This is a genomic window from Luteibacter aegosomatis, from assembly GCF_023078455.1.
GTDB classification, from domain to species: Bacteria; Pseudomonadota; Gammaproteobacteria; order Xanthomonadales; family Rhodanobacteraceae; genus Luteibacter; species Luteibacter aegosomatis.
This window is the reverse complement of the sequence record NZ_CP095740.1, coordinates 3,877,247-3,898,388: the sequence shown is the minus strand read 5'-3', so window position 1 is coordinate 3,898,388 and position 21,142 is coordinate 3,877,247. Positions and strand designations below refer to the sequence as shown.

Sequence of the window (21,142 nt, the reverse complement as noted above, 5' to 3'; positions counted from 1 at the left end):
GCTACCGTCCCGGATGGGAGCGCCCAGGGGTGTTACATTGATCCGCCGGCAGGAGCGGCGAAAGCCGTGGTGGGCCCTTCGTTCGAGGGGTACCTGCGCCGTGCCTGCATCCATAAATAACGAATGAGGAGTCTCCCATCATGAAGCTTGCTTCGATCACCGTCCTGGCTTTCGCCGCCGTCGCCGCCCTGTCGGGTTGCAACAAGTCCGACGATTCGGCCGCCAACGCCCCGGCCGCCGCTTCCACCGCCCCGGCTGCCGCCTCGACCGCCGCTGCCGCTCCGGCGGACAACAGCGCCGCTCCGGCCGCCGCTTCGACCGCCGCTCCGACGGAGGCTCCGGCCGCCGCTGGCACGGCCGCTCCGGCCCCGGCTTCGACCGCCGCCCAGCAGTAATACGCCTCATCGAAAGCCCGCCGCGCCTCCAGGGGCGCGGCGGGCTTTTTTCATGCCACGAGAAAGCATGACCGATGGCCTAGGTGATGCCATGCCGGATAGGGCAGGCTTGGACGGTTTCGTCCCAGCCAACCGCAGGAAGGTCCCCATGCCCCTCTCGCGCCGCCCCCTGTTCGTGTCGCTAGCTCTCTCCCTGGCGATCGCTTGCCCCGTCGCCGCCGCCCAGACCGCGCCGATGACGCCGGACATCCCGGCGAAGTTCGACCAGCCCACCGCCGCCAACGATTACGTCAAGCGGACCGTCGAGATCCCGATGCGCGATGGCGTGAAGCTGCATACCGTCATCGTGATTCCCAAGGGCGCGAAGCATGCGCCGATCCTGCTGACCCGCACGCCCTACAACGCCGATGGCCGGGCCGCTCGCAGCGATTCACCCACCATGCGCAACCTGCTGCCCGAGGGTGACGAGGTGTTCGTCGACGCCGGTTACATCCGCGTGTTCCAGGACGTGCGCGGCAAGTACGGCTCCGAGGGCGACTACGTCATGACCCGGCCGCTGCGCGGCCCGCTCAACGACACCAAGGTCGACCATTCCACCGACGCCTGGGACACCATCGACTGGCTCAGCAAGAACGTGCCCGAGTCCAACGGCAAGGTCGGCATGCTGGGTTCCTCGTACGAGGGCTTCACCGTGGTGATGGCCCTGGTCAATCCGCATCCGGCGCTCAAGGTGGCCGCGCCGGAAAGCCCGATGGTGGACGGCTGGATGGGCGACGACTGGTTCCACTACGGCGCCTTCCGCCAGACCAACTTCGATTACCTCACCGGCCAGAACACCCAGCGCGGCAAGGGCGCCTCGGTGCCCCGCGAGGGTTACGACGATTACGCCAACTTCCTGCGCGCGGGCTCCGCCGGCGACTATGCCCGCGCCAACGGTCTCGACCAGTTGCCGTTCTGGCGCAAGCTCAGCGAGCATCCCGCCTACGATGCCTTCTGGGAGGAGCAGGCGCTGGACCGCGAGATGGCGAAGCAGCCGCTCAAGGTGCCCACGATGTGGCTGCAGGGCCTGTGGGACCAGGAAGACATGTGGGGCGCCATCCATAGCTATCAGGCGATGGAGCCCAAGGACAAGAACAACGACATGAACTACCTGGTGATGGGCCCGTGGCGGCACAGCCAGGTGAATTACAACGCCTCGTCGCTGGGCGCGCTGAACTGGAGCGGCGATACCGCGCTGCAGTTCCGTCGCGACGTGCTCTTGCCGTTCTTCAACCAGTATCTCGTCGACGGCGCGCCCAAGGCGAAGACGCCGCCGGTATTCATCTACGACACCGGAGCGGATCACTGGGACCGCTTCAACGCCTGGCCCCAGGGAAGGACGACGAAGCCCCTTTACCTCGAGGCGAACGGCGGCCTCTCGTTCGCCGCCCCGGCCGAGGGCGCGGCGAAGTACGACGAATACGTGTCCGACCCGGCCAAGCCCGTGCCCTACGTGCCGCGTCCGGTGCACTTCGCCGATCGCCAGTCGTGGACGACCTGGCTGGTGCAGGACCAGCGCTTCGTCGACGGTCGCCCCGACGTGCTTACCTACGTCACCGAGCCGCTGAAGGAGCCGCTGCGCGTGGCCGGCGCGCCCCAGGTGAACCTCTACGCCTCCACCAGCGGCACGGACAGCGACTGGGTGGTGAAGCTCATCGACGTCTACCCGGATACGAACGCCTCGTCGCCGACGATGGGCGGCTACGAGCTGAGCGTGTCGATGGACATCTTCCGCGGCCGTTACCGCGAAAGCTTCTCGGCGCCGAAGGCCCTCACGGCGAATACCCCGTTGCAGTACAGGTTCGGCCTGCCCACCGTGAACCACACCTTCCAGCCGGGCCACCGGGTGATGGTGCAGGTACAGTCGTCGTGGTTCCCCCTGTACGACCGCAACCCGCAGACCTACGTGCCGAACATCTTCTTCGCCAAGCCGTCGGATTACGTGAAGGCGACGCAGCAGGTGTGGCATACGGCGGGGATGGCGAGCGCCATCGAGTTGCCGGTGGTGCAGGGTAAGTAACGACGGGGCCAGCTTGCTTCGCCGATACGATCGGCTCCCACCCCTCCGGTAGTGAGCTTGCTACCGGAGGAGTGGGAGCCGACCGTGTCGGCGAAGGGGCTAGCCTCGACCTCGCATCCACATGCCCGGGGTGATCCTCAGGGTCCCGTGAGCCCGAGGATCGCCCCATGGCCCGTCCCATCTGGACCGGAACGCTCTCGTTCGGCCTGCTCAACGTGCCCATCCGCCTGATGTCGGGCGAGCGGCGCAACGACCTGCATTTCCGCATGCTCGACCAGCGCGACAACACGCCGGTCCGCTATGAGCGCGTCAATGCCGAGACCGGCGACGAGGTGCCGTGGAAGGAGATCGTCAAGGCCTTCGAGTACCAGAAGGGCAACTACGTGGTGCTCGAAGAGGAGGACATCCGCCACGCCGCCAGCGATGCCCATGAAACGGTGGAGATCGATACCTTCGTCGACGGCAAGGAGATATCACCCGCCTACTACGAGAAGCCGTACGTGCTGGTGCCCGCGAAAAAAGCGGAGAAGGGTTACGTGCTGCTCCGCGAGACGTTGAAGAAGACGGGCAAGGTCGGCATCGGGCGAGTGGTGATCCGTACCAAGGAATATCTCGCGGCGGTCTATCCGCAGGATGACGCGTTGCTGCTCAACTTGCTGCGTTACGCGTCCGAAATCGTGGATGTCGGCGAATACGCGCTGCCGGACAAGGCGGCGTCGGATTACCGGATCTCGTCGCGCGAAATGGACATGGCCGTCGACCTGATCAATTCGATGTCGGGCAAGTGGAAGCCGACGGACTACCGCGACGAGTTCCGCGAGAAGCTGCGCAAGGCCATCGAAAAGCGGCTCAAGAGCAAGGGCGTCACCGCCACGGTCGACGACGAGGACGAGCGCACGCCGGAGAACGCCACCACCAACGTCGTCGACTTCATGGCCTTGCTGAAGAAGAGCATCGGCGCCAAGGAGCGCACGCCGGCGAAGAAGACCGCCGCCAAGAAGGCGCCGGCCAAGAAGACGGCGAAGAAAGCCGCGGCGAAGAAGACGCCCGCGCGCAAGGCGCCCGCGAAACGCCGCCGGGCGAGCTGACATGGCGGCGCTCACCGTCGCCGGCGTCAACGTGACCCACCCCGAGCGCGAGGTCTTCGGGCCCGGTGGGCCGACGAAGGGAGAGGTGGTGGCGTACTACGAGAGCGTCGCGGCATGGATGCTGCCCGAGCTCGCGCGTCGACCGCTGTCGCTGGTGCGTTGCCCCGGCGGACTGGGCAGCGCCTGTTTCTTCCAGAAACACCATGCCGACACGCTGGGCCGTCACGTCAAACCCGTGGTGCTGGAAGAGAAGGGTGGCGACGAAGCGCAGTACATCTACGTCGAGGACGTCGCCGGTGTCATCGAACTGGTGCAGATGAATACCCTCGAATTCCATCCGTGGGGTTCGCACGTGGACGATCCGGACAAGCCCGATCGCCTCATCTTCGACCTGGACCCCGCCAAGGGCGTGCCCTGGAAAGACATCGTGGCGGCGGCGCGCGAGATTCGCGAGCGCCTGGGCGATATCGGTTTGACGAGCTTCGTGCGCACGTCGGGCGGCAAGGGCCTGCACGTCGTGGCGCCCTTCCGCACGGGACCGTCGTGGGATGCGGTGAAGGCTTTCTGCGAAGGCATCGCGGACGCCATGGTGGCCGATGCGCCGAAGCGCTACATCGCCCAGGCGAGCAAGGCCAAGCGCGAGGGGCTGATCTTCATCGACTGGCTGCGCAACACGCGCGGCGCCACGAGCGTCACCGGATGGTCGTTGCGGGCGAGGGAAGGGGCGCCGGTGGCGATGCCCGTGCGCTGGGAGGAGATCGCGCGGTTGAAGACGGGCGCGGCGTTCGATATGAACAAGGCGGTAAGGCGAGGGCGCAGCCTGGAGGCGGATCCCTGGGAAGGCATGGGCACGTTGAAGCAGTCGCTACCGTAGCGGCGAAAGGCACTGGGTTCCTGCCTTCGCAGGAACGACGAGCCGGGAGGTGGCAGTCCGTCGGGCCATGGCGGGAACGACGAACTACCAGATTGCATCACGTCGCCCCTGCGAAGGCAGGGGACCAGTGTCTTCCGCCGGGTCTCGCGAATTACTTCCCCTGCATCCGCCGCAACGACGCCATCACCTCGTAGCAAGCGCCCATCGTGTGATAGTCGGTCTTGCCGGCGGGACTTTTCTCGTCGTCGTACTTCTCGTTCTTGCGCGTGAGGATGCGATACCAGGCGCCGTACGTGTGGTCGACCAGGTGTTCCCAGCTGTACGCCCAGATCTTCTCGTACCACTGGTCGTAGGACGCATCGCCGGTGGCTTCGAAAAGCAGCTGCGCGGCGGCCAGCGACTCGGCCTGCACCCAGAAATACTTGTCGTCGTCGCACACCACGCCCTCGGGATCGAAGCCGTAGGCGATGCCGCCGTATTCCTTGTCCCAGGCGAACTTCAGCGCCTCGTCGAACAGGTGGCGCGCGGTCGGCACCAGCCATTGCTCGTGGCGCGACGTGCCCTTGGTGTAACGCTCGAGCATCATCAGCAGCTTGGCCCACTCGGTCTGGTGGCCCGGCTGGAAGCCCCACGGACGGAACAGGTGCTTGGGATTGTCCTTGTTGTAGTCCCAGTCGATCGACCAATCCGGGTGGTAATGCTCCCAGACCAGCTTCTGCGGGGTGAGGCCCGCCTGGCGCTGGGTCATGTTGTTCGCCAGCAGCATGGCGCGATCGAGGTAGCGATCGTCCTTCGTGGCTTCCCACGCGGCGATCATGGCCTCGGTCATGTGCATGTTCGCGTTCTGGCCGCGGTAGGTGGTGAAGTTCCAGTCCTTGTCGGCCTCGTCGCGGTACAGGCCATGCTCCGGCTCCCAGTAACGCTTTTCGAGCAAGTCCCAGATCTCGTTCTGCCAGCCCTTGGCTTCCTCGAAACCCACCTTCACGCCGCAGGAGTAGGCCAGCAGCATGAAGGCCAGGCCGTAGCAGTGGTTCATCTGGTCGTCGCGCTTGCCGTCCCGGATCGTCCAGGCGTAGCCGCCGGTTTCGGGATTCAGGTGAACCTCGCGCAGGTACTTCAGGCCGTGCATCGCCAGGTCCTTGTCCTCGGGCTTGTGGAACTCGAGGTAGGCCATGGCGTGGTTGAACACGAAACGCGTGCTCGACACGAGATGGCGATGGCTGCGGTCGTAGACCGAGCCGTCGTCCTTGAAGTACTGGAAGAACCCACCGGCCTTATCGACCTCGTTGGGCGCGTAGAACTTCATGGTGGTGGCGACGTGCTCGCGCAGGACGTCGACGTTATGGAAATCGGGGAGGGGGACGTTCGTCATGCGTGCTTCTCCATGAAGGCCTTCACTTCGGCCTGGTCGGGGATGGCGGTGAACGAGCCTTTGCGGGTGGCGGTGATCGCGCCGCAGGCGGCGGCGTAGCGGATCAGTGCGACGAGGCGGGCCTCGTCGGCCACCAGCGCATCGAGGCCGGCCGGCTTGATGCCCTGGTCGGCGAGGCGGGCGAGCAGGCCGCCCACGAAGGCGTCGCCGGCGGCGGTGGTATCCACCGCATCCACCTTGTAGCCCTGGATCACGCCCCGTGCCGTGCGCGTGAACCAGCGCATCGGTTCGGCGCCGTCGGTCACCAGCAGCAGGCGCGCGTGGCCCTGCCACAGGCGTTCGAGCACGGATTCGTCGTCGCCGCCGTCGTGCACGGCGGCGAACTCCTCGGCGCTGAGCTTGATCACGTCGGCTTCGGACAGCGTCTGCCACAGGCGCGGAAGCTGGTCTTCGCCCTTGGGCCACAGGGCCGGGCGCAGGTTCATGTCGAAGCTGACCAGCGCACCCGCCTCGCGGGCCCGCTGCATGCCCACGATCGTGGTCCGGGCGATGGCCGCCTCGGTCAGCGAGTTGGAGCAGACGTGGAAGACGGCCAGGTCGTCGAACGCGTTCGCGCGGAAGTGCTCCGGGCGAAACAGCAGGTCGGCGGCGGGCGGACGGTAGAAGCTGAAGCTGCGGTCGCCCTTGGCGTCGTGGGCCACGAAGGCCAATGCGGTGGGCGCCTCGTCGGTGCGGGCGACGTCCTCGGTGCCGACGTCGAGGTCGGTGAGGCTCTTGAGCAGGAAATCACCGAACATGTCGCGGGCGAGCATGCCAGCGAAGCGCGCGCGACCGCCCAGGCGGGCGGCGGCGACGGCCACGTTGGCGGGCGCGCCGCCGGCGAAGGGTACGAAAGCGGGAGGCTGACCGGCGCCGCCCTGGGGCTGTGCGTGGAAATCGATCAGCGCCTCGCCGAAGCAGAGGATGGAAGACATGCGAACGGCGTGTCCTTGGGGCGAGGGATGGAAAAAAACACGGTGGCCGGCGTCGTGCCGGCCACCGTCATGCGGATGGGATCAGCGCGACGCGACGGGCACGTTACGGACCTTCGAGCCGCTCAGGCCGTAGAACACGATGTACGCGTAGCAGATGAGCGGGATGAAGAAGGCATGTTGCAGGCCGATGGCATCGGCGATCACGCCCTGCAGCCAGGGAATGATCGCGCCGCCCACGATGGCCATGATCAGCAGCGACGAGGCCTTGCCGGTCAGCGGGCCCATGCGCTCGATGCCCAGCGAGAAGATCGTCGGGAACATGATCGAGTTGAACAGGCCGATGACGACGATGCTGTACACCGCGACGGTGCCGGTGGTGACCATGGTGGTGATGACCAGCAGGGCGTTGATCACGGCGAACACGGCAAGCAGCATGCGCGGCGAGAACCTGGCCAGCAGCGCCGAGCCGATGAAGCGGCCGACCATCGCGCCGCCCCAGTAGAAAGCCACGTGGCTGGCGGCGACCGCGCCGGTCATGTTGCCGATTTCGGGCAATTGCAGGTAGTTGATCATGAAGCTGCCGATCGACACCTCACCGCCCACGTAGAAGAAGATGCCCAGCACGCCGAAGAACACGTGCGGGGTCTTCAGGGCGTCCATCAGCGAGTGCTGGCTGTCGTCGGCCTTCTCGGTGGTTTCTTCCAGGGCGGGCAGCTTGAACAGGTAGACGCCGATCGCCAGCAGCACGAGCACCACGGCCAGGCCGATGTACGGGCCCTGCACGGTGGAGGCCTCGTGCGCGCGATAGGAGATCTGCTCCGCGGCGTTCATCTTCGCGATGTCGGCGCTGCTCTTGACCTCGCTGGAGAGGATGAGGAAGCCGCCGAAGAACGGCGCGAGGAAGGTGCCGAACGAGTTCAGCGCCTGGGCCAGGGTGAGGCGGCTGGAGCTGGTCTTCTCGGGGCCGAGCAGCGCCACGTAGGCGTTGGCGGCCACCTGCAGCACCGTGATGCCCGTGGCGAGGATGAACAGCGCGGCCAGGAAGAAGCCGTACACGCGCATGCCGGCGGCGGGCCAGAACAGGGCCGCGCCGATGCCCGAGACGATCAGGCCGGCGACGATGCTCTTCTTGTAGCCCAGCGCGGCGACGACCCGGCCGGCGGGCAGCGACATGATGAAATACGCGCCGAAGAAGGTGAACTGGATGAGCAGCGCCTGGGCGTAGTTCAGTTCGAACACGGCCTTCAGGTGGGGGATGAGGATGTCGTTCAGGCAGGTCAGGAACCCCCACATGAAGAAGATCGTCGTCATCACGCCCAGGGCAAGGGGGAAGTAGGTGTAGCGGGTATCACCCGTACCCGCCGAAGACGACGAGCTGGGCAATGGCGAAGGACCTGTGGCCATGGGGCGCTCCTTTGTTTGTTATTGGTATTAGGGTGAAGTCGGCGGGCAGCTGCTTTCGCGCACTACCAGCCGGACGGGGGCGATCGTATAGGCCGTATCCGTCTCGGGATTGCCCAATCGTTGCAGGATCAGTTCGGCGCTGCGCCTGCCCAGGCCTCGCGGGTCCACCGCGATGGTGGTGAGGGGAGGCACGCAGACCGAGGCTTCGGCGACGTCGTCGAAGCCCGTCAGGGCGAAATCCTCACCGGGACGGCGTCCGCGGCGCGTGAGCCCCAGCATCAGGCCCAGCGCGACGGCGTCGTTGTAGCAGACCGCCGCGGTCGGCGCCGGATCGCGCGCGAACAGCGCACCGGTCTGGCGCGCCGCTTCCAGGCGCGTGGGCGCGCTCTCGATGAGCCAGTTCGGATCCACCGTGAGGCCGGCGTCGCGCATGGCGCTCATGTAGCCGCGCCGGCGTTGTTCCACCGAGCTGGAGTCGCGATGGCCGCCGAAGAAGGCGATGCGCCGATGGCCGAGGGCGATCAGGTGCTCGGTGGCCAGGCGCGCGCCGTGTTCGTTGTCCATTTCCAGCGTGTCCCAGCGATGGGTGCCTTCGTCGTCGGGCAGTTCGCGGTTGAACACGAGCAGGGGGGTGTGCATGCCGACGGCGGAGAGCACGCGCTCGCCTTCGCTGCCCTCGGCGGGCGACAGGATGATGCCCGCCGGGCCGTGCTCCACCAGCGAGGTGAGCACGGCCTGCTGGCGCTCGGGCGATTCGCCCGTGTTGCCCAGCAGGGTGACGTAGCCGGCGCTGGCCAGCGATTCGTCGGCGCCGGCGGCGAATTCGGCGAAGAAGGGGTTGCCCAGGTCGTTCACCACCAGCCCGATGCTCGAGGAGGTGCGGCGGCGGAGGTTGGCGGCGGCCCGGTTGTAGACGTAGCCTTGCCGCTTGAGCTCGGCCTCGACGCGGGCCCGGGTGGCGGAGTTGACGAGCGGGCTGCCGCGCAGCACCAGCGAGACGGTGGCTCGCGATACATCGCAACCTTGGGCGATATCGGCCAGCGTCACCTTGCGGCGCTGCGGGGTGGTCCTCGGCATCGTTACTCCTTCAAACGATCTAAACCGGGCGATGATCGCGCGGTGGTGTCTTGGATGCATCACGCACTGCAACATGCGCGACGTCGGCATCTTTGCTACTTTCTGGCTGTTTGTCACGATCCAAATGATCCTGACCGCGAATCACGCGTCCATTCGAGGGGTACCACCGATGCCGAACCCGTCCCGCCTGCGCCGCGGCCTGCTCGCCGCCGCCCTGTCCCTGGCCCTGCCCGGGCTCGCCCTGGCCGCCTCCACCGGCAAGGGGCGCGACGCCGTCGCTTCGGTCGACCCGCTGATCGGCACGGGTGGCGACGGCCACACCTTCCCCGGCGCGACGGTCCCCTTCGGCATGATCCAGCTGTCGCCGGACACGGCCATGCCGGACTTCAAGCATGCGTACAAATACGCCGCCGGCTACCAGCACGGCGATTCGAGCATCATGGGCTTTTCCCATACGCATTTCTCCGGCAGCGGCCATTCCGACCTGGGCGACGTGCTCGTCATGCCCATCGCCGGCGACGTGAGGCTGGACCCCGGTACCCCCGACCAGCCCGGTAGCGGTTACCGCTCGCGCTTCGACCACGCGAGCGAGAAAGCCGAGGCAGGGTACTACGCCGTCACCCTGGCCGACTACGGCGTGCGTGCCGAGTTGACCGCGGGACGGCGGGTGGGCTGGCACCGCTACACCTTTCCCAAGGGCAAGCCTGCCCACCTCCTGCTCGACCTGCGCCCCAGCATCTACGATTACGACGGCAAGGTGCTGTGGTCGTCGCTGCGCGTGCGCGACGACGGCACGGTCACCGGCGGCCGCACCACGCGTGGCTGGGCCCCGGGCCGCCAGTTGTATTTCGCCATGCGCTTCAACCAGCCGCTGGCCTCGCGCAGCCTGAAGAACCGCGAACAGAACGTGCCCTACCGGGGCTTTGCCGGTCCGGGCAACCGCGCCGAGGACACCGACGGCCTGAGCGGCAGGGCGCTCGAAGGCGTGTTCGACTTCGGCAACCTCGACAAGCCGCTGGTGGTGAAGGTCGCCATTTCCTCGGTGAGCGAGGACAACGCGGTGGCCAACCTCGACAAGGATGGCGCCGGCTTCGACTTCGACGCCCGCCGCGACGAAGCCCGCGACGCCTGGGAGAAGACCCTCTCCGTGGTCGACGTGCAGGCCCCCGCGCAGACCCGCAAGACGTTCTACACGGCGCTCTACCACGCCATGCTCTCGCCCACGCTGTCGATGGACGTCGACGGCCGCTACCGCGGTCCGGACGACCAGGTACACCAGGCCAAGGGCTTCGACTTCTATTCCACCTGGTCGCTGTGGGACGTCTACCGTGCCCAGCAGCCGCTGATGACCCTGCTCGAGCCGGAAAAGAGCAACGATTTCGTCAGCTCGCTCATCGCCGCGCGCGAGGCCAGCCCGTTCGGCATCCTGCCCGTGTGGGCGTACCAGGGCATGGAAACCTGGTGCATGATCGGCTACCACGCGGTGCCGGTGATCGCCGATGCCTACATGAAGGGCATCCGCGGCTACGACGCGAACAAGGCCCTGGAGGCCATGGTGGCCAGCGCCACCTACGGGCCCTACGGCGGCCTGGACGATTACATGAAGCTCGGCTACGTGGCGATCGACCGTTCGCCGGAAGCGGCCTCCAAGACGGTGGAATACGCCTTCGACGACTGGTCGCTCGCGCAGATGGCCAAGGCCATGGGCAAGGACGACGTCGCCGCCACCTTCACCAAGCGCGCGGGCAACTGGAAGAACAGCTTCGACACCAAGACCGGTTTCCTGCGCGCGCGCAAGAGCGACGGCAGCTACCGGGAGCCGTTCGATCCCTCGTCGGCCGCCTATGGCAGCGATTACACCGAAGGCAATGCCTGGCAGTATTCCTGGTACGTGCCGCAGGACGTCGCCGGCCTCATCGACGCGCTCGGCGGCGCCGATGCCTTCGTCAAGAAGCTCGATTCGGTATTCGACGCCAAGGTCGACCCCAAGTCGTTCGCCCACGTGGAGGACATCACCGGCCTCATCGGCTGGTACGCCCACGGCAACGAACCCAGCCACCACGTGGCCTACCTCTACGATTACGCCGGCCAGCCCTGGAAGACCCAGGAACGCCTTACCGAGATCATGAAGAGCCAGTACTCGCCGACGCCGACGGGCCTGGTCGGTAACGACGACCTCGGCCAGATGTCGGCCTGGTACACCTTCACGGCGCTGGGCTTCTACCCGGTGGCGCCGGGCAGCAACCAGTACGTGATCGGCCGTCCCTTCGTGGAAAAGGCCACGCTCAATCTCTCCAACGGCAAGCGTTTCACGGTCAGCACCGACCACCTCGACGCGAAGCACCCTTACGTCGGCAAGGTCACGCTCAACGGCAAGCCGTTGGACCGCACCTTCATTCGCCACGAGGAGATCGTGGCCGGCGGCGAACTGCACTTCTCGATGCAGGAAACCCCGGCGAAGGACTGGGCGACCGGCAGGGGCGCGCAGCCGTACTCCATGAGTCAGCCCGCGAACTGACGGGTTTCTTTCGCTTCCGTCACGCGGGCTTCACGGATGTAAACCGCCCCCGCGTTTACAATGCCCGTTCTGGCCGAACGGGAATCGTCGCGGGGATGACGGAAGCATGATCGAACGCATTGGGTTGCGCTGGCGGCTGGTGGGCCTGCTCGCCGCCGTGCTCGCCATCGTGGCCCTGCCGTACGTGGTGACCCGTTCCAGCGCCGAAGACGCGCTGAATTCGCGCGACTGGGTGACCCATACGGCCGACGTGAAAGCCAGCGTCTACCGCCTCGATGCCGTCCTGCGCAGCAGCGAGGCGGCCATGTACACCTTGCTGGCCGGGGCGGAACACGATCCCGAGCTCGACGAACGGATCGAGGCCCCGCGCCGGAAGGTGCCCGAGATCCTCGCCTCGCTCCGCGCGATGACGCGCGACAACGTCGATCAGCTCAACCGGCTGGGCAACATCGAATCCATCGCGAGCGGGCGGCTCGCGCTCACCGACCAGGCCATGGCGCGCCTGAAATCGGGCGATCGCGCCGGCGCGCTGGCCTCGATGGAGGATGCACGCCACATGTTCCCGGTGCGCGCCAAGGTGCTCGAGTTGCTCGACGAGGAGTCCAAGCTGCTCGGCGCGCGTCGCGCCCAGGCCCAGGGCCTGGCGTCCAACAACCGCGTGGTGCTGCTGGTGGCGGCACTGGCCCAGATCGCCCTGCTCGGCATCGTGGTGATCGTTTCCGAACGGCAGATCGCCATCCGCCTGGCCGCCGAATCGAAGACGGCCGAGGCGGTGATGCGCTCGCAGCTCATCGTGCAGGCGGTGCGCGAGCCGATCGCCATGCTCGACGGGGAATTGCGCACGCTGCTGGTCAATACCGCCTTTGCCGAACTCTATGGATTCGATACCGAAAGCGGCATCAACCACCCGTTGAACGAGATCGGCGAGGGAGCGTGGACCGATTCGGCGCTGCTGCAGCGGCTGGCCGACGTGATCGCCCGCGATCGCGAACTGTGGGATTACGAACTCACCCAGCGCACCGTCGACGGGGTCGATCGCTTCGTGGTGATCAACGCGCGCCGCATCGAGCAGCCCGACGACGCCACGCCGGCGTTGCTGCTCACCGTGAGCGACATCACCGCGCGAGCGCTCGTCGAACAGAAGGTCAACGAACTCAATCGCCAGCTCGAAGGCAAGGTCGAGCAGGTGTCCGACGTGAACCGCGAGCTGGAGGCCTTCAGCTATTCGGTATCGCACGACCTGCGCGCGCCGTTGCGGCATATCTCCGGGTTCGCCGCCAAGCTGGAAACCCATCTGGGCGACCGGGCCGACGACCGCGTGCGCCACTACATCGACGTCATCGGCAGTTCGTCGCGGCGCATGGCGCAGCTCATCGACGACCTGCTGGTCTTCTCGCGCCTCGGCCGCGGTGCGCTGCGCCTGCAACCGGTCGACATGCAGTCGCTGGTGGAAGAGGCGCGCTCGCTGGTGGAATCGGACGTGGGCAGCCGCCGCCTCGAATGGCGCATCGCGCCGATGCCCATCGTGATCGGCGACGAGAACATGCTGCGCACCGTGTGGCAGAACCTCATCGGCAATGCCGTGAAGTACACCGGCAACCGCGAGGTCGCCCGCATCGAGATCGGCCTGGATCGCACGAGCGCGGGCGACTACGAATTCTTCGTGCGCGACAACGGCGCCGGTTTCGACATGCAATACGCGGGCAAGCTGTTCGGCGTGTTCCAGCGCCTGCACCGTGCCTCCGAATTTCCCGGCAACGGCATCGGGCTGGCGAACGTGCGGCGCATCGTCGCCCGCCATGGCGGGCGTACCTGGGCCGAGGGCGAGATCGACCGCGGCGCCACCTTCCATTTTTCTCTACCGGCCTCGGACGTTCCGGGCGCAAGAACGGGTGATTCATGAACAAGCGCGACCTGCGCACCATCCTCCTCGTCGAAGATTCGATGGCCGACGCCGAAATGGCGATCGACGCGCTTCGCGAGGCGAAACTCGCCAATCCCGTGGTCCATGTCGAGGACGGCGTGGAGTGCCTCGACTGGCTGCATCGCCGCGGCGCCCACGCCCACCGCGGCGAAAGCGAGCCGGCCGTGATCCTGCTCGACATCAAGATGCCGCGCATGGACGGCCTGGAAGTGCTGCAGCATCTTCGCGCCGACGAGCGCTGGAAGCGTCTTCCCGTGGTGATCCTTTCGTCGTCGCGCGAAGAGAGCGACCTCGCGCGCAGCTGGAACCTGGGCGTGAACGCCTACGTGCTCAAGCCCGTGGACGTCGACCAGTTCTTCAAGGCGGTGCAGACCCTGGGGCATTTCTGGGCCGTGCTCAACCAGCGCCCGGACGGCGAGTAATCGGGCAGGGGCAGCGGATACCGTCATGAATGGCCAAGGGCAAAAGGTCAGGATCCTCCAGGTGGAAGACAGCCCGCTCGACGCGGAGCTGGTGTTGACCGAACTGGACCACGATGGCCTCGATTACGAGGTGCATCTGGTCGACGACGAGAAGGCTTACGTCGAGGCGCTGGACACGTTCCATCCCGACATCGTGCTTTCCGATCTGAGCTTGCCGGGATTCAGCGGCGAGCGTGCGCTGGAGATACTGCGCGCGCGCGACGCCGCCGTTCCCTTCATCTTCATTTCGGCCACGCTCGGCGAGGAAGCCGCGATCGAGGCGCTGCGTAACGGCGCCACCGATTACATCCTGAAGCAGAACACCGCGCGCCTGGCCTCGGCGGTGCGCCGCGCGCTGCGCGAGGCGGAAGAGCAGCGCGCGCGTGCGCGCGCGGAGCAGGAACTGATTCGGGCGCAGCGTTTCGAAAGCCTCGCCTTGCTGGCCGGCGGCCTCAGCCACGATCTGCGCAACCTGCTGCAGCCGCTTCTGCTCGCCGGCGACACGCTGGAAGACTACGCGGACGATCCGCGCCTCGCGCGCCTGGGGACGCTCGTGCGCGATTGCGGCCGTCGTGGCCTCGAGATGGTGTCGTCGATGCTGTCGTTCGCGCGTGGCGCGCGACGCGCTGAACAGGTTCGCCTGGGCGCGCTGCTGGATGCGTTGAAGCTGCTCATGCAGGGCAGCGTGCCTCGCACGATCGACATGAGCATGGATATCGTCGATCCGGACGTGTCGTTCGAAGGCAACCACACCGAACTGCAGCAGTGCCTGCTCAACCTCTGCCTCAACGCGATACAGGCGATGCCCGAGGGCGGTTCGCTGCGGATCGAAACGGCACAGGTGAACCTGGCCGACGATTTCTTCGTGGAAAACGAGACGGCCGAGCCGGGCCGTTACCTGCGCCTGTCCGTGATCGACACGGGCGCGGGCATGCCCGAACCCGTATTGCGGCGTCTGTTCGAGCCGTTCTTCACGACGAAGGAGGGCGGTACCGGGCTGGGTCTGCTGTCGTGCAAGCGCATCGTGGCCAGCCACGGCGGCCTGATGCGCGTGCGCAGCCGCGAGGGCGAGGGCACGCAGTTCCATCTCTACCTGCCGTTGGCCGTGGAGCACGAGGATACCTTGCCGGGCATGGAATCCATGCTGCAGGGCGAGGCCGAGCGCGTGCTGGTGGTGGTCGAGGAGGCCGTGCAGCTGTCACTGCTGGTGGATACCCTCGATGCCTACGGTTACCAGGCGGGCGCGAGCCAGAGCGGCACGGCGGCGCTGCAATGGATCGAAGCGCACGGCGTGCCCGACCTCGTGGTGATGGACGCCGACATGAACCTGTTCACCGGCGTGCGCACGCTGGCCGCGTTGCTGGATCACGGTTACCGAGGCGCGGTGCTGCTGCTGGCCCGGTCGGATTCGCCGCCGAACCTCGACGAACTGCCGCAACTGGACCACCTCTACGTGCTCAACAAGCCCGTGCCGTCGCATGCGCTACTGCGCACCGTGCGCGAGGCCCTCGATGCGAGCGATACGGAAACGGGCTGAGCCATGACGGCGCGTCCCGCAGGGACGCGTGGTCATGCCGTCAGCCGCTTAATACGCAGCCAGTCGCGAATGGCCTGGACGAGTTCGGCCTTTCGCTCCAGGGGCAGCCAGTGCGCTCCCTGGAGGTTCGTCACGGTGAGGTCGGCGCAGGCCGCGCGCATCGGATCGCCCAGACGATTGCCCTGGATGGTGTTCATCTGGTCGTAGGCGCCGTTGACGAACAGCACCGGCATCGCGAGATGTCCGCCGTTCGGCGCCTTGGCCGCATAAACCGTGTTGGCATCGTCGTTGAGGTACCACGCGCAGGGCGGCCGGAAACCGCGTGCCTCGAACGATTTCACCAGCGCGTCGAAGTCCTCGGCCGGCCACAGCGCGGGATCGGGCCGGGTCGGCGGTGCGCGGTGCGCGGCGCCGAAGCGTCCGCCCTTTGACGTGACCATCGCGTTCGCCGCCGGCTCGCGCATCTTCGACGGATCGCCGGGCCGGTAGATGGAGGCCAGCGAGGACGCCTTGTCGGCATCCAGGTCGGCCACGGCCGAGGCGAAGTGCGTGGTGTAGTAGCGGTAGTAATCCCATTGCCCATCGGGGAACCGGTCCGCCGGATAGATCGACCGGTCGACCAGAGGCACCAGCGTGCGCAAGGTGTTGCCGGTGGGGAAATACGGCACCGAGATCATCACGGCGCCACGGCTGCGTGCCGGTTCGTGCGACACCAGCGAAGCCACGGCGACGCTGCCCCAATCGTGCCCGACCCAGATCGCCGGTTTGCCGCCGAGATGATCGTGCAGCTCGATCATGTCCGCCACCACCTGTTCCTGGGTGTAGGCTCCGGTGGCCGTCGGGGCGGAGGAACCGCCGTAGCCGCGCATGTCGGGTGCGATGCAGCGCCAGCCCTCGGCGGCGAACGCGTCGATCTGCGCCCGCCAGACCAGGCTCAGTTCCGGCCAACCGTGGAGGAAGAACATCAGCGGTCCGTCCGCCGGGCCTTTCTCCAGGTAATGCGTGGTATGGCGCCGCGTGGCGAACGTGCGCGAGGCCGGCGCGGGCGAGGACGCGGCCCAGGCGGCCCCGGGCAGGACGGCGGCGGCGAGCAGGCCGAGCAGGAACGTGCGTCGGTCGAGCGTCGACGCGTGCGCGGACGGGAGATGCGGCGAGTCGGGGCGATCGTCGGTCGGGGTCATGGGAGGATCGTAGGATGGAAGGGTTTTCGCCACTATCACTACAATCGCGAACGAGGCTGTAAGCCGTACTTCAAGGTGAGCGATGCGAACGAGGGATTCCTTGGAGGGAGTGGCCATCTTCGTCGCCGCGGCGGAGGCGGGCAGTTTCTCGGAAGCCGCCCGGCGCCTGGGCATGTCGCCCTCCGCGGTCAGTCAGGCGATCGGCGCCCTCGAAAAGCGGCTCGGCGCGTCACTGTTCCGTCGCTCGACCCGTAGCCTCAGCCTGACCGACGTCGGCGACGACTACCTGCGCACGGTGGCGCCCGCGCTCGCGTCGCTGCGACAGGCCGCGGAAGACGCCTCGGGTCGGGGCGGACGGCCCACCGGGCAGTTGCGCCTGACCATGCCGCGCGCGCCCTTCGAACTGTACGTCGCGCCGGTGCTGGTGGCTTTCCAGGAGCGCTATCCCGACGTGGACCTCGAGATCGCCGTCGAGGCGCGCCTGGTGGATATCGTCAAGGAGGGCTACGACGCCGGTTTGCGCTACGGGGATCATCTCGATGGGGACATGGTCGCCCTGTCCGTCGCGCCTGCCTCGGAGGCGATCCTCGTCGCGTCGCCGGCCTATCTCGACGCACGGGGCGTGCCGGGGGCGCCGGACGACCTGCGTGAGCATCGCGCGATCGCCTGCCGCAGCCAGGGCACCGGCCTGATCATCCCCTGGACCCTGCGCCGCGGAGGCGACACCGTTTCGTTCGTGCCATCGTCGGCGGCGATCGTGCACGACCTGGCGTCGCAGATCGCCCTGGCCATCGCAGGGCTGGGCATCGCCAGCGTGCCGGCCGGGATGGCGGCCGAGCCCGTCGCCGCCGGAAAGCTCGTGCGCGTGATGCCCGCATGGTCCCACCCGATCGGCGAGCTCTATCTGTACTTCCCGAGCCGACGCCACCAGTCGGCGGCATTGCGGGCGTTCGTCGCCTTTCTCAGGGAAAGCGACCGGGCGTGAATCGTGCGAAGACGAAAGCCGATGAAACGTCGTTGCTACCTCGGACTTGCGTCGAAGCGCGCTCCATCGCCCCTTTACGCCGTGCTCAATCGATCCCGAGCTTCTTCAACTTGTACCGCAACGCCCGGAACGTGATTCCCAGCTTCTTGGCCGTCGCCGTCTTGTTGTAACGCGACTCTTCCAGCGCCTTGATGATCGTGTCGCGCTCGATGTTCGAGATGTAATCCTCGAGCGAGCCGTCATGGCCGGCGGCCACCGGCGCGGGGATGCCCGCCGCCGCCGCGAGCACCGATTCCGGCGTGGCCTGCGTCGGCACCGCGGCAGGCGCGCGTTGCGGCAGCATCAGGTCGTCGGCCTCGATGGTGTCGCCCTCGCACATCGCCATCGCGCGCTCGAGGATGTTTTCCAGCTCGCGCACGTTGCCGGGAAAGTGATACGCCTCCAACGCCGCGAGGGCTTCGGGACGCAGGCGATTCGGTGCCGTGCCCGCCTCGTCGGCCAGTTGGCGCAGGACGAAGTCGGCGAGCTTCGGCACGTCGCCGCGGCGCTCGCGCAGCGGCGGCACGCGCAGCTCGATGACGTTGATGCGGTAGAAGAGATCCTGGCGGAACAGGCCTTGTTCGACGAGCGCGGCGAGGTTCTTGTGCGTGGCCGAGAGGATGCGCACGTCGACGGGAATCTCGTCGCGTCCGCCGATGGGGCGCACGGCCTTTTCCTGGATGGCGCGCAGCAGCTTCACCTGCATGTGCAGCGGCAGCTCGGCCACTTCGTCGAGGAACAGCGTGCCGCCCTGGGCGGCCTGGAACAGGCCTTCCTTGTCGGCGTGCGCCCCGGTGAAGCTGCCCTTGCGATGGCCGAAGAACTCGCTTTCCATCAGCTCGGAGGGAATGGCGCCGCAGTTCACCGGCACGAAGGCGCCGGCCGAGCGCGGGCCCAGCTCGTGGATCAGGCGGGCGACCAGTTCCTTGCCCACGCCGGATTCGCCGGCGATGTACACGGGCGCCTGGTTACGGGCGAGCTTGGCGATCTTGCCGCGCACCTCGGCCATCACGGGCGAATCGCCGATGAGGCGGTCGGCGCCCGGGCCGCCGGCCGCCTTGGCGCCGCTTTCCGCCTTGCGCTCTTCGGACAGGCGCAAGGCGGTGCGTACCAGGCGTCGCAGCAGGTGGATGTCGACCGGCTTGGAGACGAAGTCGAAGGCGCCGGCCTTCAGCGCGTTGACCGCGGCATCGACGTTGCCGTAAGCGGTGATCATCGCCACGGGCATGTCGGGATAGCTGGCCGCGATCAGCTCGATGATCTCCTGGCCGCTGCCGTCGGGAAGGCGCATGTCGGTGAAGCAAAGGTCGTAACGACGCCCCGCGAGGGCGCTCCGTGCGTCCGTGACGCTGCCCACGGCGTCGACGTCGAGTTCCATTCGGCCCAGGGTGATGGTCAGCAACTCACGGATGTCCCGCTCGTCGTCGATGACCAGTACGGTCTGCTTGCTCATGGGGTCCGGAAAATTCGGTGAATATTCTCAATGTAACCGCCCCGGCCGCGAGAGCAAAGCGCCGGGCTCATGCCTGGGCGGCGGCGGGCAGCGCCGTGGCGCTGCGCGCCGGGGGCGTGAGGCTCACCCGGAAGCAGCTGCCGCCGCCCGCCACGCGCACGTATTCGAGCGCGGCCTGGTTGGCTTCGCTCATCTGCCGGGCAAGGTACAGGCCCAGTCCCGTGCCGTATTCGTGCGTGGTGAAGAAGGGCTCGAAGATCTGCGCGGCCACCTTGGGCGGAATGCCCGGGCCACGGTCGATGACCTCGACGATGGGCACCCCGGCTTCCGAATGCCGGGCCACCACCATCACCCGTGCCGGCTCGCCGGGCAGGCGGCCGTAGCGCAGGGCGTTCTGCACGAGGTTCCAGATCACCTGCTGGAGGTGCTGCGGGTCGGCCACCGCGGCCACGGGCTCGCTGCCGGAGACGGCGCGCAGGATATCGGCCCCCAGGTCGTTGCCTTGCTTGTACTCGGCCACGAAGTGGTGCACCCACTGGCTGAGGTCGAGCGTCTCGGGACGCGAGCGCTCGCGCCGCGATAGCTGGAGGATGTTCTCGATGATCTCGTTGAGCCGCGAACAGTGGTTGTTGATGATCTCGACCATGCGCAGGTCGGTATCGTTCATGTCCGTGGATTCGGCGAGCAGCTGCGCCGAATAGTGGATCGCCGCGAGCGGATTGCGGATTTCGTGCGCGATGGATGCCGACAGGCGCCCGAGCGAGCTCAGGGTGAGTTCTTCCGCGCGGCGCGACACCAGCGAGGTGTCGTCGAGGAAAATCAGCACGTGGGAGTCGTCGTTGGGCGCCAGGCGGGAGAAGCGCGGGACCACCTCGGGTGTGCCGTCGGCCAGCATGGTGGCGCTTTCGTCGAGCTTGCCCGAGGTGCGCCAGTGGTACAGGCGGCGCGAAAGCTCCGGGGCAAGGGTGCCCAGGTCGCGCTGGTCGGCCGAGGGGTTGCCCATCAGCATCCAGGCCGATTCGTTGAGCTGGTGGATGCGGTTGCTCTCGTCCACCAGCAGCACGCCGGTCTTCATGCGGCGGATGATCAGCTCGTTGACCTGGGCGAGGTTGGCCAGATCGAGGCCGCGTTGCTCGGCGAGGGCTTCGGAGGCGCGGATGTTGCGCCCGAGCAGGTAGCACAGCGTGGCGCAGGCGAAGTAGGCCGCGCCGAACAGGCCGTATTCCGCCAGTTCGCGGTCCGTCGTGCCCGAGGCGTCGGCCAGGTCGAACACGGAATGGCCGAGCATGCCCAGGGTGGCGAGCGCGGCGAAGAACATGGACAGGCGCAGCGGCAGGAGCAGGGCGCCGGTGGCGATGTTCACCGCCAGCATCATCGATACGCCCATGCGCACGTCGTGCATCAGCACCAGGGCCAGCAGGGCGGCCACGATGTCCAGCACCAGCCCGGTGGAGACGACGAGGATCGGACGGTGGAGCGATCGGCGGGTGCGCGCCACCAGCACCAGGGCGGCGAGCAGGTAGGCCATGCCCAGGAGGCGGGCGAACAACGGTTCGGGCAGGGCGGGCCAGGTCAGGTGCTCGGGCCGGAAGGCGAGGGCGGTGTAGACCGCGGCCTGGCCCAGCCGGAAGTAGTTGAAAAAGAACAGTTCGTGGCGGGGGCTGGTCGGCGTTGTGCCGGTCTTGGCTGCCTTGGTCGGCGCGGGCGTGGACACCGGTGATGTTCTCCGCGGGCAGGCCCGGCGGGGCCCTCGATGCCCGCCAGTATAGGGGCCGCCCCGGCGGCGGCAACACGCGTCGAC

General features: G+C 67.1%; 16 protein-coding genes. 9 read left to right on the top strand and 7 right to left on the bottom strand.

Going from position 1 to position 21,142, the window contains the following annotated elements; genetic code table 11:
* Window positions 1–140 precede the first annotated feature (140 nt).
* The 4 genes from L2Y94_RS17555 (at window position 141) to ligD (ending at window position 4,416) form a co-directional block, all read left to right on the top strand.
* Complete coding sequence (locus L2Y94_RS17555; RefSeq protein ID WP_144915597.1) at window positions 141–395, top strand: hypothetical protein; 255 nt, start codon at window positions 141–143, stop codon at window positions 393–395.
* A 148-nt stretch (window positions 396–543) separates the two neighbouring features.
* A complete protein-coding gene (locus L2Y94_RS17550) occupies window positions 544–2,454 on the top strand; it encodes a CocE/NonD family hydrolase (protein WP_247370245.1) in 1,911 nt (636 codons plus the stop codon).
* 167 nt (window positions 2,455–2,621) lie between these two features.
* Window positions 2,622–3,542: a non-homologous end joining protein Ku gene (ku, locus tag L2Y94_RS17545; protein WP_247370243.1), complete on the top strand. Its 921-nt coding sequence runs from the start codon at window positions 2,622–2,624 to the stop codon at window positions 3,540–3,542.
* Between the two features lies 1 nt (window position 3,543).
* Entirely contained in the window at window positions 3,544–4,416 is an 873-nt protein-coding gene (gene ligD / locus L2Y94_RS17540) for a non-homologous end-joining DNA ligase (protein WP_247370226.1), read from the top strand.
* A gap of 151 nt (window positions 4,417–4,567) precedes the next feature.
* On the opposite strand, the gene L2Y94_RS17535 is transcribed toward ligD, so the two are convergent.
* The 4 genes from L2Y94_RS17535 to L2Y94_RS17520 all read right to left on the bottom strand — a co-directional run bounded on the left by L2Y94_RS17535 (window position 4,568) and on the right by L2Y94_RS17520 (window position 9,243).
* Window positions 4,568–5,788, bottom strand: a complete 1,221-nt coding sequence (locus L2Y94_RS17535) for an AGE family epimerase/isomerase (RefSeq protein WP_247370223.1) — start codon at window positions 5,786–5,788, stop codon at window positions 4,568–4,570.
* Window positions 5,785–6,762: a carbohydrate kinase family protein gene (locus L2Y94_RS17530; RefSeq protein ID WP_247370220.1), complete on the bottom strand. Its 978-nt coding sequence runs from the start codon at window positions 6,760–6,762 to the stop codon at window positions 5,785–5,787. The genes L2Y94_RS17535 and L2Y94_RS17530 overlap by 4 nt, the downstream gene beginning before the upstream one ends.
* Window positions 6,763–6,843: 81 nt before the next feature.
* Window positions 6,844–8,073, bottom strand: a complete 1,230-nt coding sequence (fucP, locus tag L2Y94_RS17525; protein ID WP_247375310.1) for an L-fucose:H+ symporter permease — start codon at window positions 8,071–8,073, stop codon at window positions 6,844–6,846.
* A 120-nt stretch (window positions 8,074–8,193) separates the two neighbouring features.
* Window positions 8,194–9,243 carry a LacI family DNA-binding transcriptional regulator gene (locus tag L2Y94_RS17520; RefSeq protein ID WP_247370217.1) on the bottom strand — a complete coding sequence of 350 codons (1,050 nt, stop codon included), beginning with the start codon at window positions 9,241–9,243 and terminating at the stop codon, window positions 8,194–8,196.
* 169 nt (window positions 9,244–9,412) lie between these two features.
* On the opposite strand from L2Y94_RS17520, the gene L2Y94_RS17515 reads away from it, so the two are divergent.
* The 4 genes from L2Y94_RS17515 to L2Y94_RS17500 all read left to right on the top strand — a co-directional run bounded on the left by L2Y94_RS17515 (window position 9,413) and on the right by L2Y94_RS17500 (window position 15,683).
* The gene (locus L2Y94_RS17515) at window positions 9,413–11,761 is read left to right on the top strand and encodes a GH92 family glycosyl hydrolase (protein WP_247370214.1); all 2,349 of its coding nucleotides are present in this window, start codon (window positions 9,413–9,415) and stop codon (window positions 11,759–11,761) included.
* Between the two features lie 106 nt (window positions 11,762–11,867).
* Window positions 11,868–13,664 carry a sensor histidine kinase gene (locus tag L2Y94_RS17510; RefSeq protein ID WP_247370192.1) on the top strand — a complete coding sequence of 599 codons (1,797 nt, stop codon included), beginning with the start codon at window positions 11,868–11,870 and terminating at the stop codon, window positions 13,662–13,664.
* Window positions 13,661–14,107, top strand: a complete 447-nt coding sequence (locus L2Y94_RS17505) for a response regulator (protein WP_144915572.1) — start codon at window positions 13,661–13,663, stop codon at window positions 14,105–14,107. Before L2Y94_RS17510 ends, L2Y94_RS17505 begins: the two co-directional genes overlap by 4 nt.
* A 25-nt stretch (window positions 14,108–14,132) precedes the next feature.
* Window positions 14,133–15,683: a response regulator gene (locus L2Y94_RS17500; protein ID WP_247370179.1), complete on the top strand. Its 1,551-nt coding sequence runs from the start codon at window positions 14,133–14,135 to the stop codon at window positions 15,681–15,683.
* A 32-nt stretch (window positions 15,684–15,715) separates the two neighbouring features.
* Here the strand turns inward: L2Y94_RS17500 and L2Y94_RS17495 are convergent, their stop codons facing one another.
* Complete coding sequence (locus tag L2Y94_RS17495) at window positions 15,716–16,864, bottom strand: alpha/beta fold hydrolase (RefSeq protein WP_247370162.1); 1,149 nt, start codon at window positions 16,862–16,864, stop codon at window positions 15,716–15,718.
* A gap of 109 nt (window positions 16,865–16,973) precedes the next feature.
* On the opposite strand from L2Y94_RS17495, the gene L2Y94_RS17490 reads away from it, so the two are divergent.
* Window positions 16,974–17,849: a LysR family transcriptional regulator gene (locus tag L2Y94_RS17490; RefSeq protein ID WP_247370129.1), complete on the top strand. Its 876-nt coding sequence runs from the start codon at window positions 16,974–16,976 to the stop codon at window positions 17,847–17,849.
* 85 nt (window positions 17,850–17,934) lie between these two features.
* On the opposite strand, the gene L2Y94_RS17485 is transcribed toward L2Y94_RS17490, so the two are convergent.
* Both L2Y94_RS17485 and L2Y94_RS17480 read right to left on the bottom strand, forming a co-directional pair.
* On the bottom strand, window positions 17,935–19,341 hold the full coding sequence (locus L2Y94_RS17485) for a sigma-54-dependent transcriptional regulator (RefSeq protein WP_247370127.1): 1,407 nt from the start codon (window positions 19,339–19,341) through the stop codon (window positions 17,935–17,937).
* A 67-nt stretch (window positions 19,342–19,408) separates the two neighbouring features.
* Window positions 19,409–21,055 carry a sensor histidine kinase gene (locus L2Y94_RS17480; protein ID WP_247370124.1) on the bottom strand — a complete coding sequence of 549 codons (1,647 nt, stop codon included), beginning with the start codon at window positions 21,053–21,055 and terminating at the stop codon, window positions 19,409–19,411.
* Window positions 21,056–21,142: the final 87 nt, after the last annotated feature.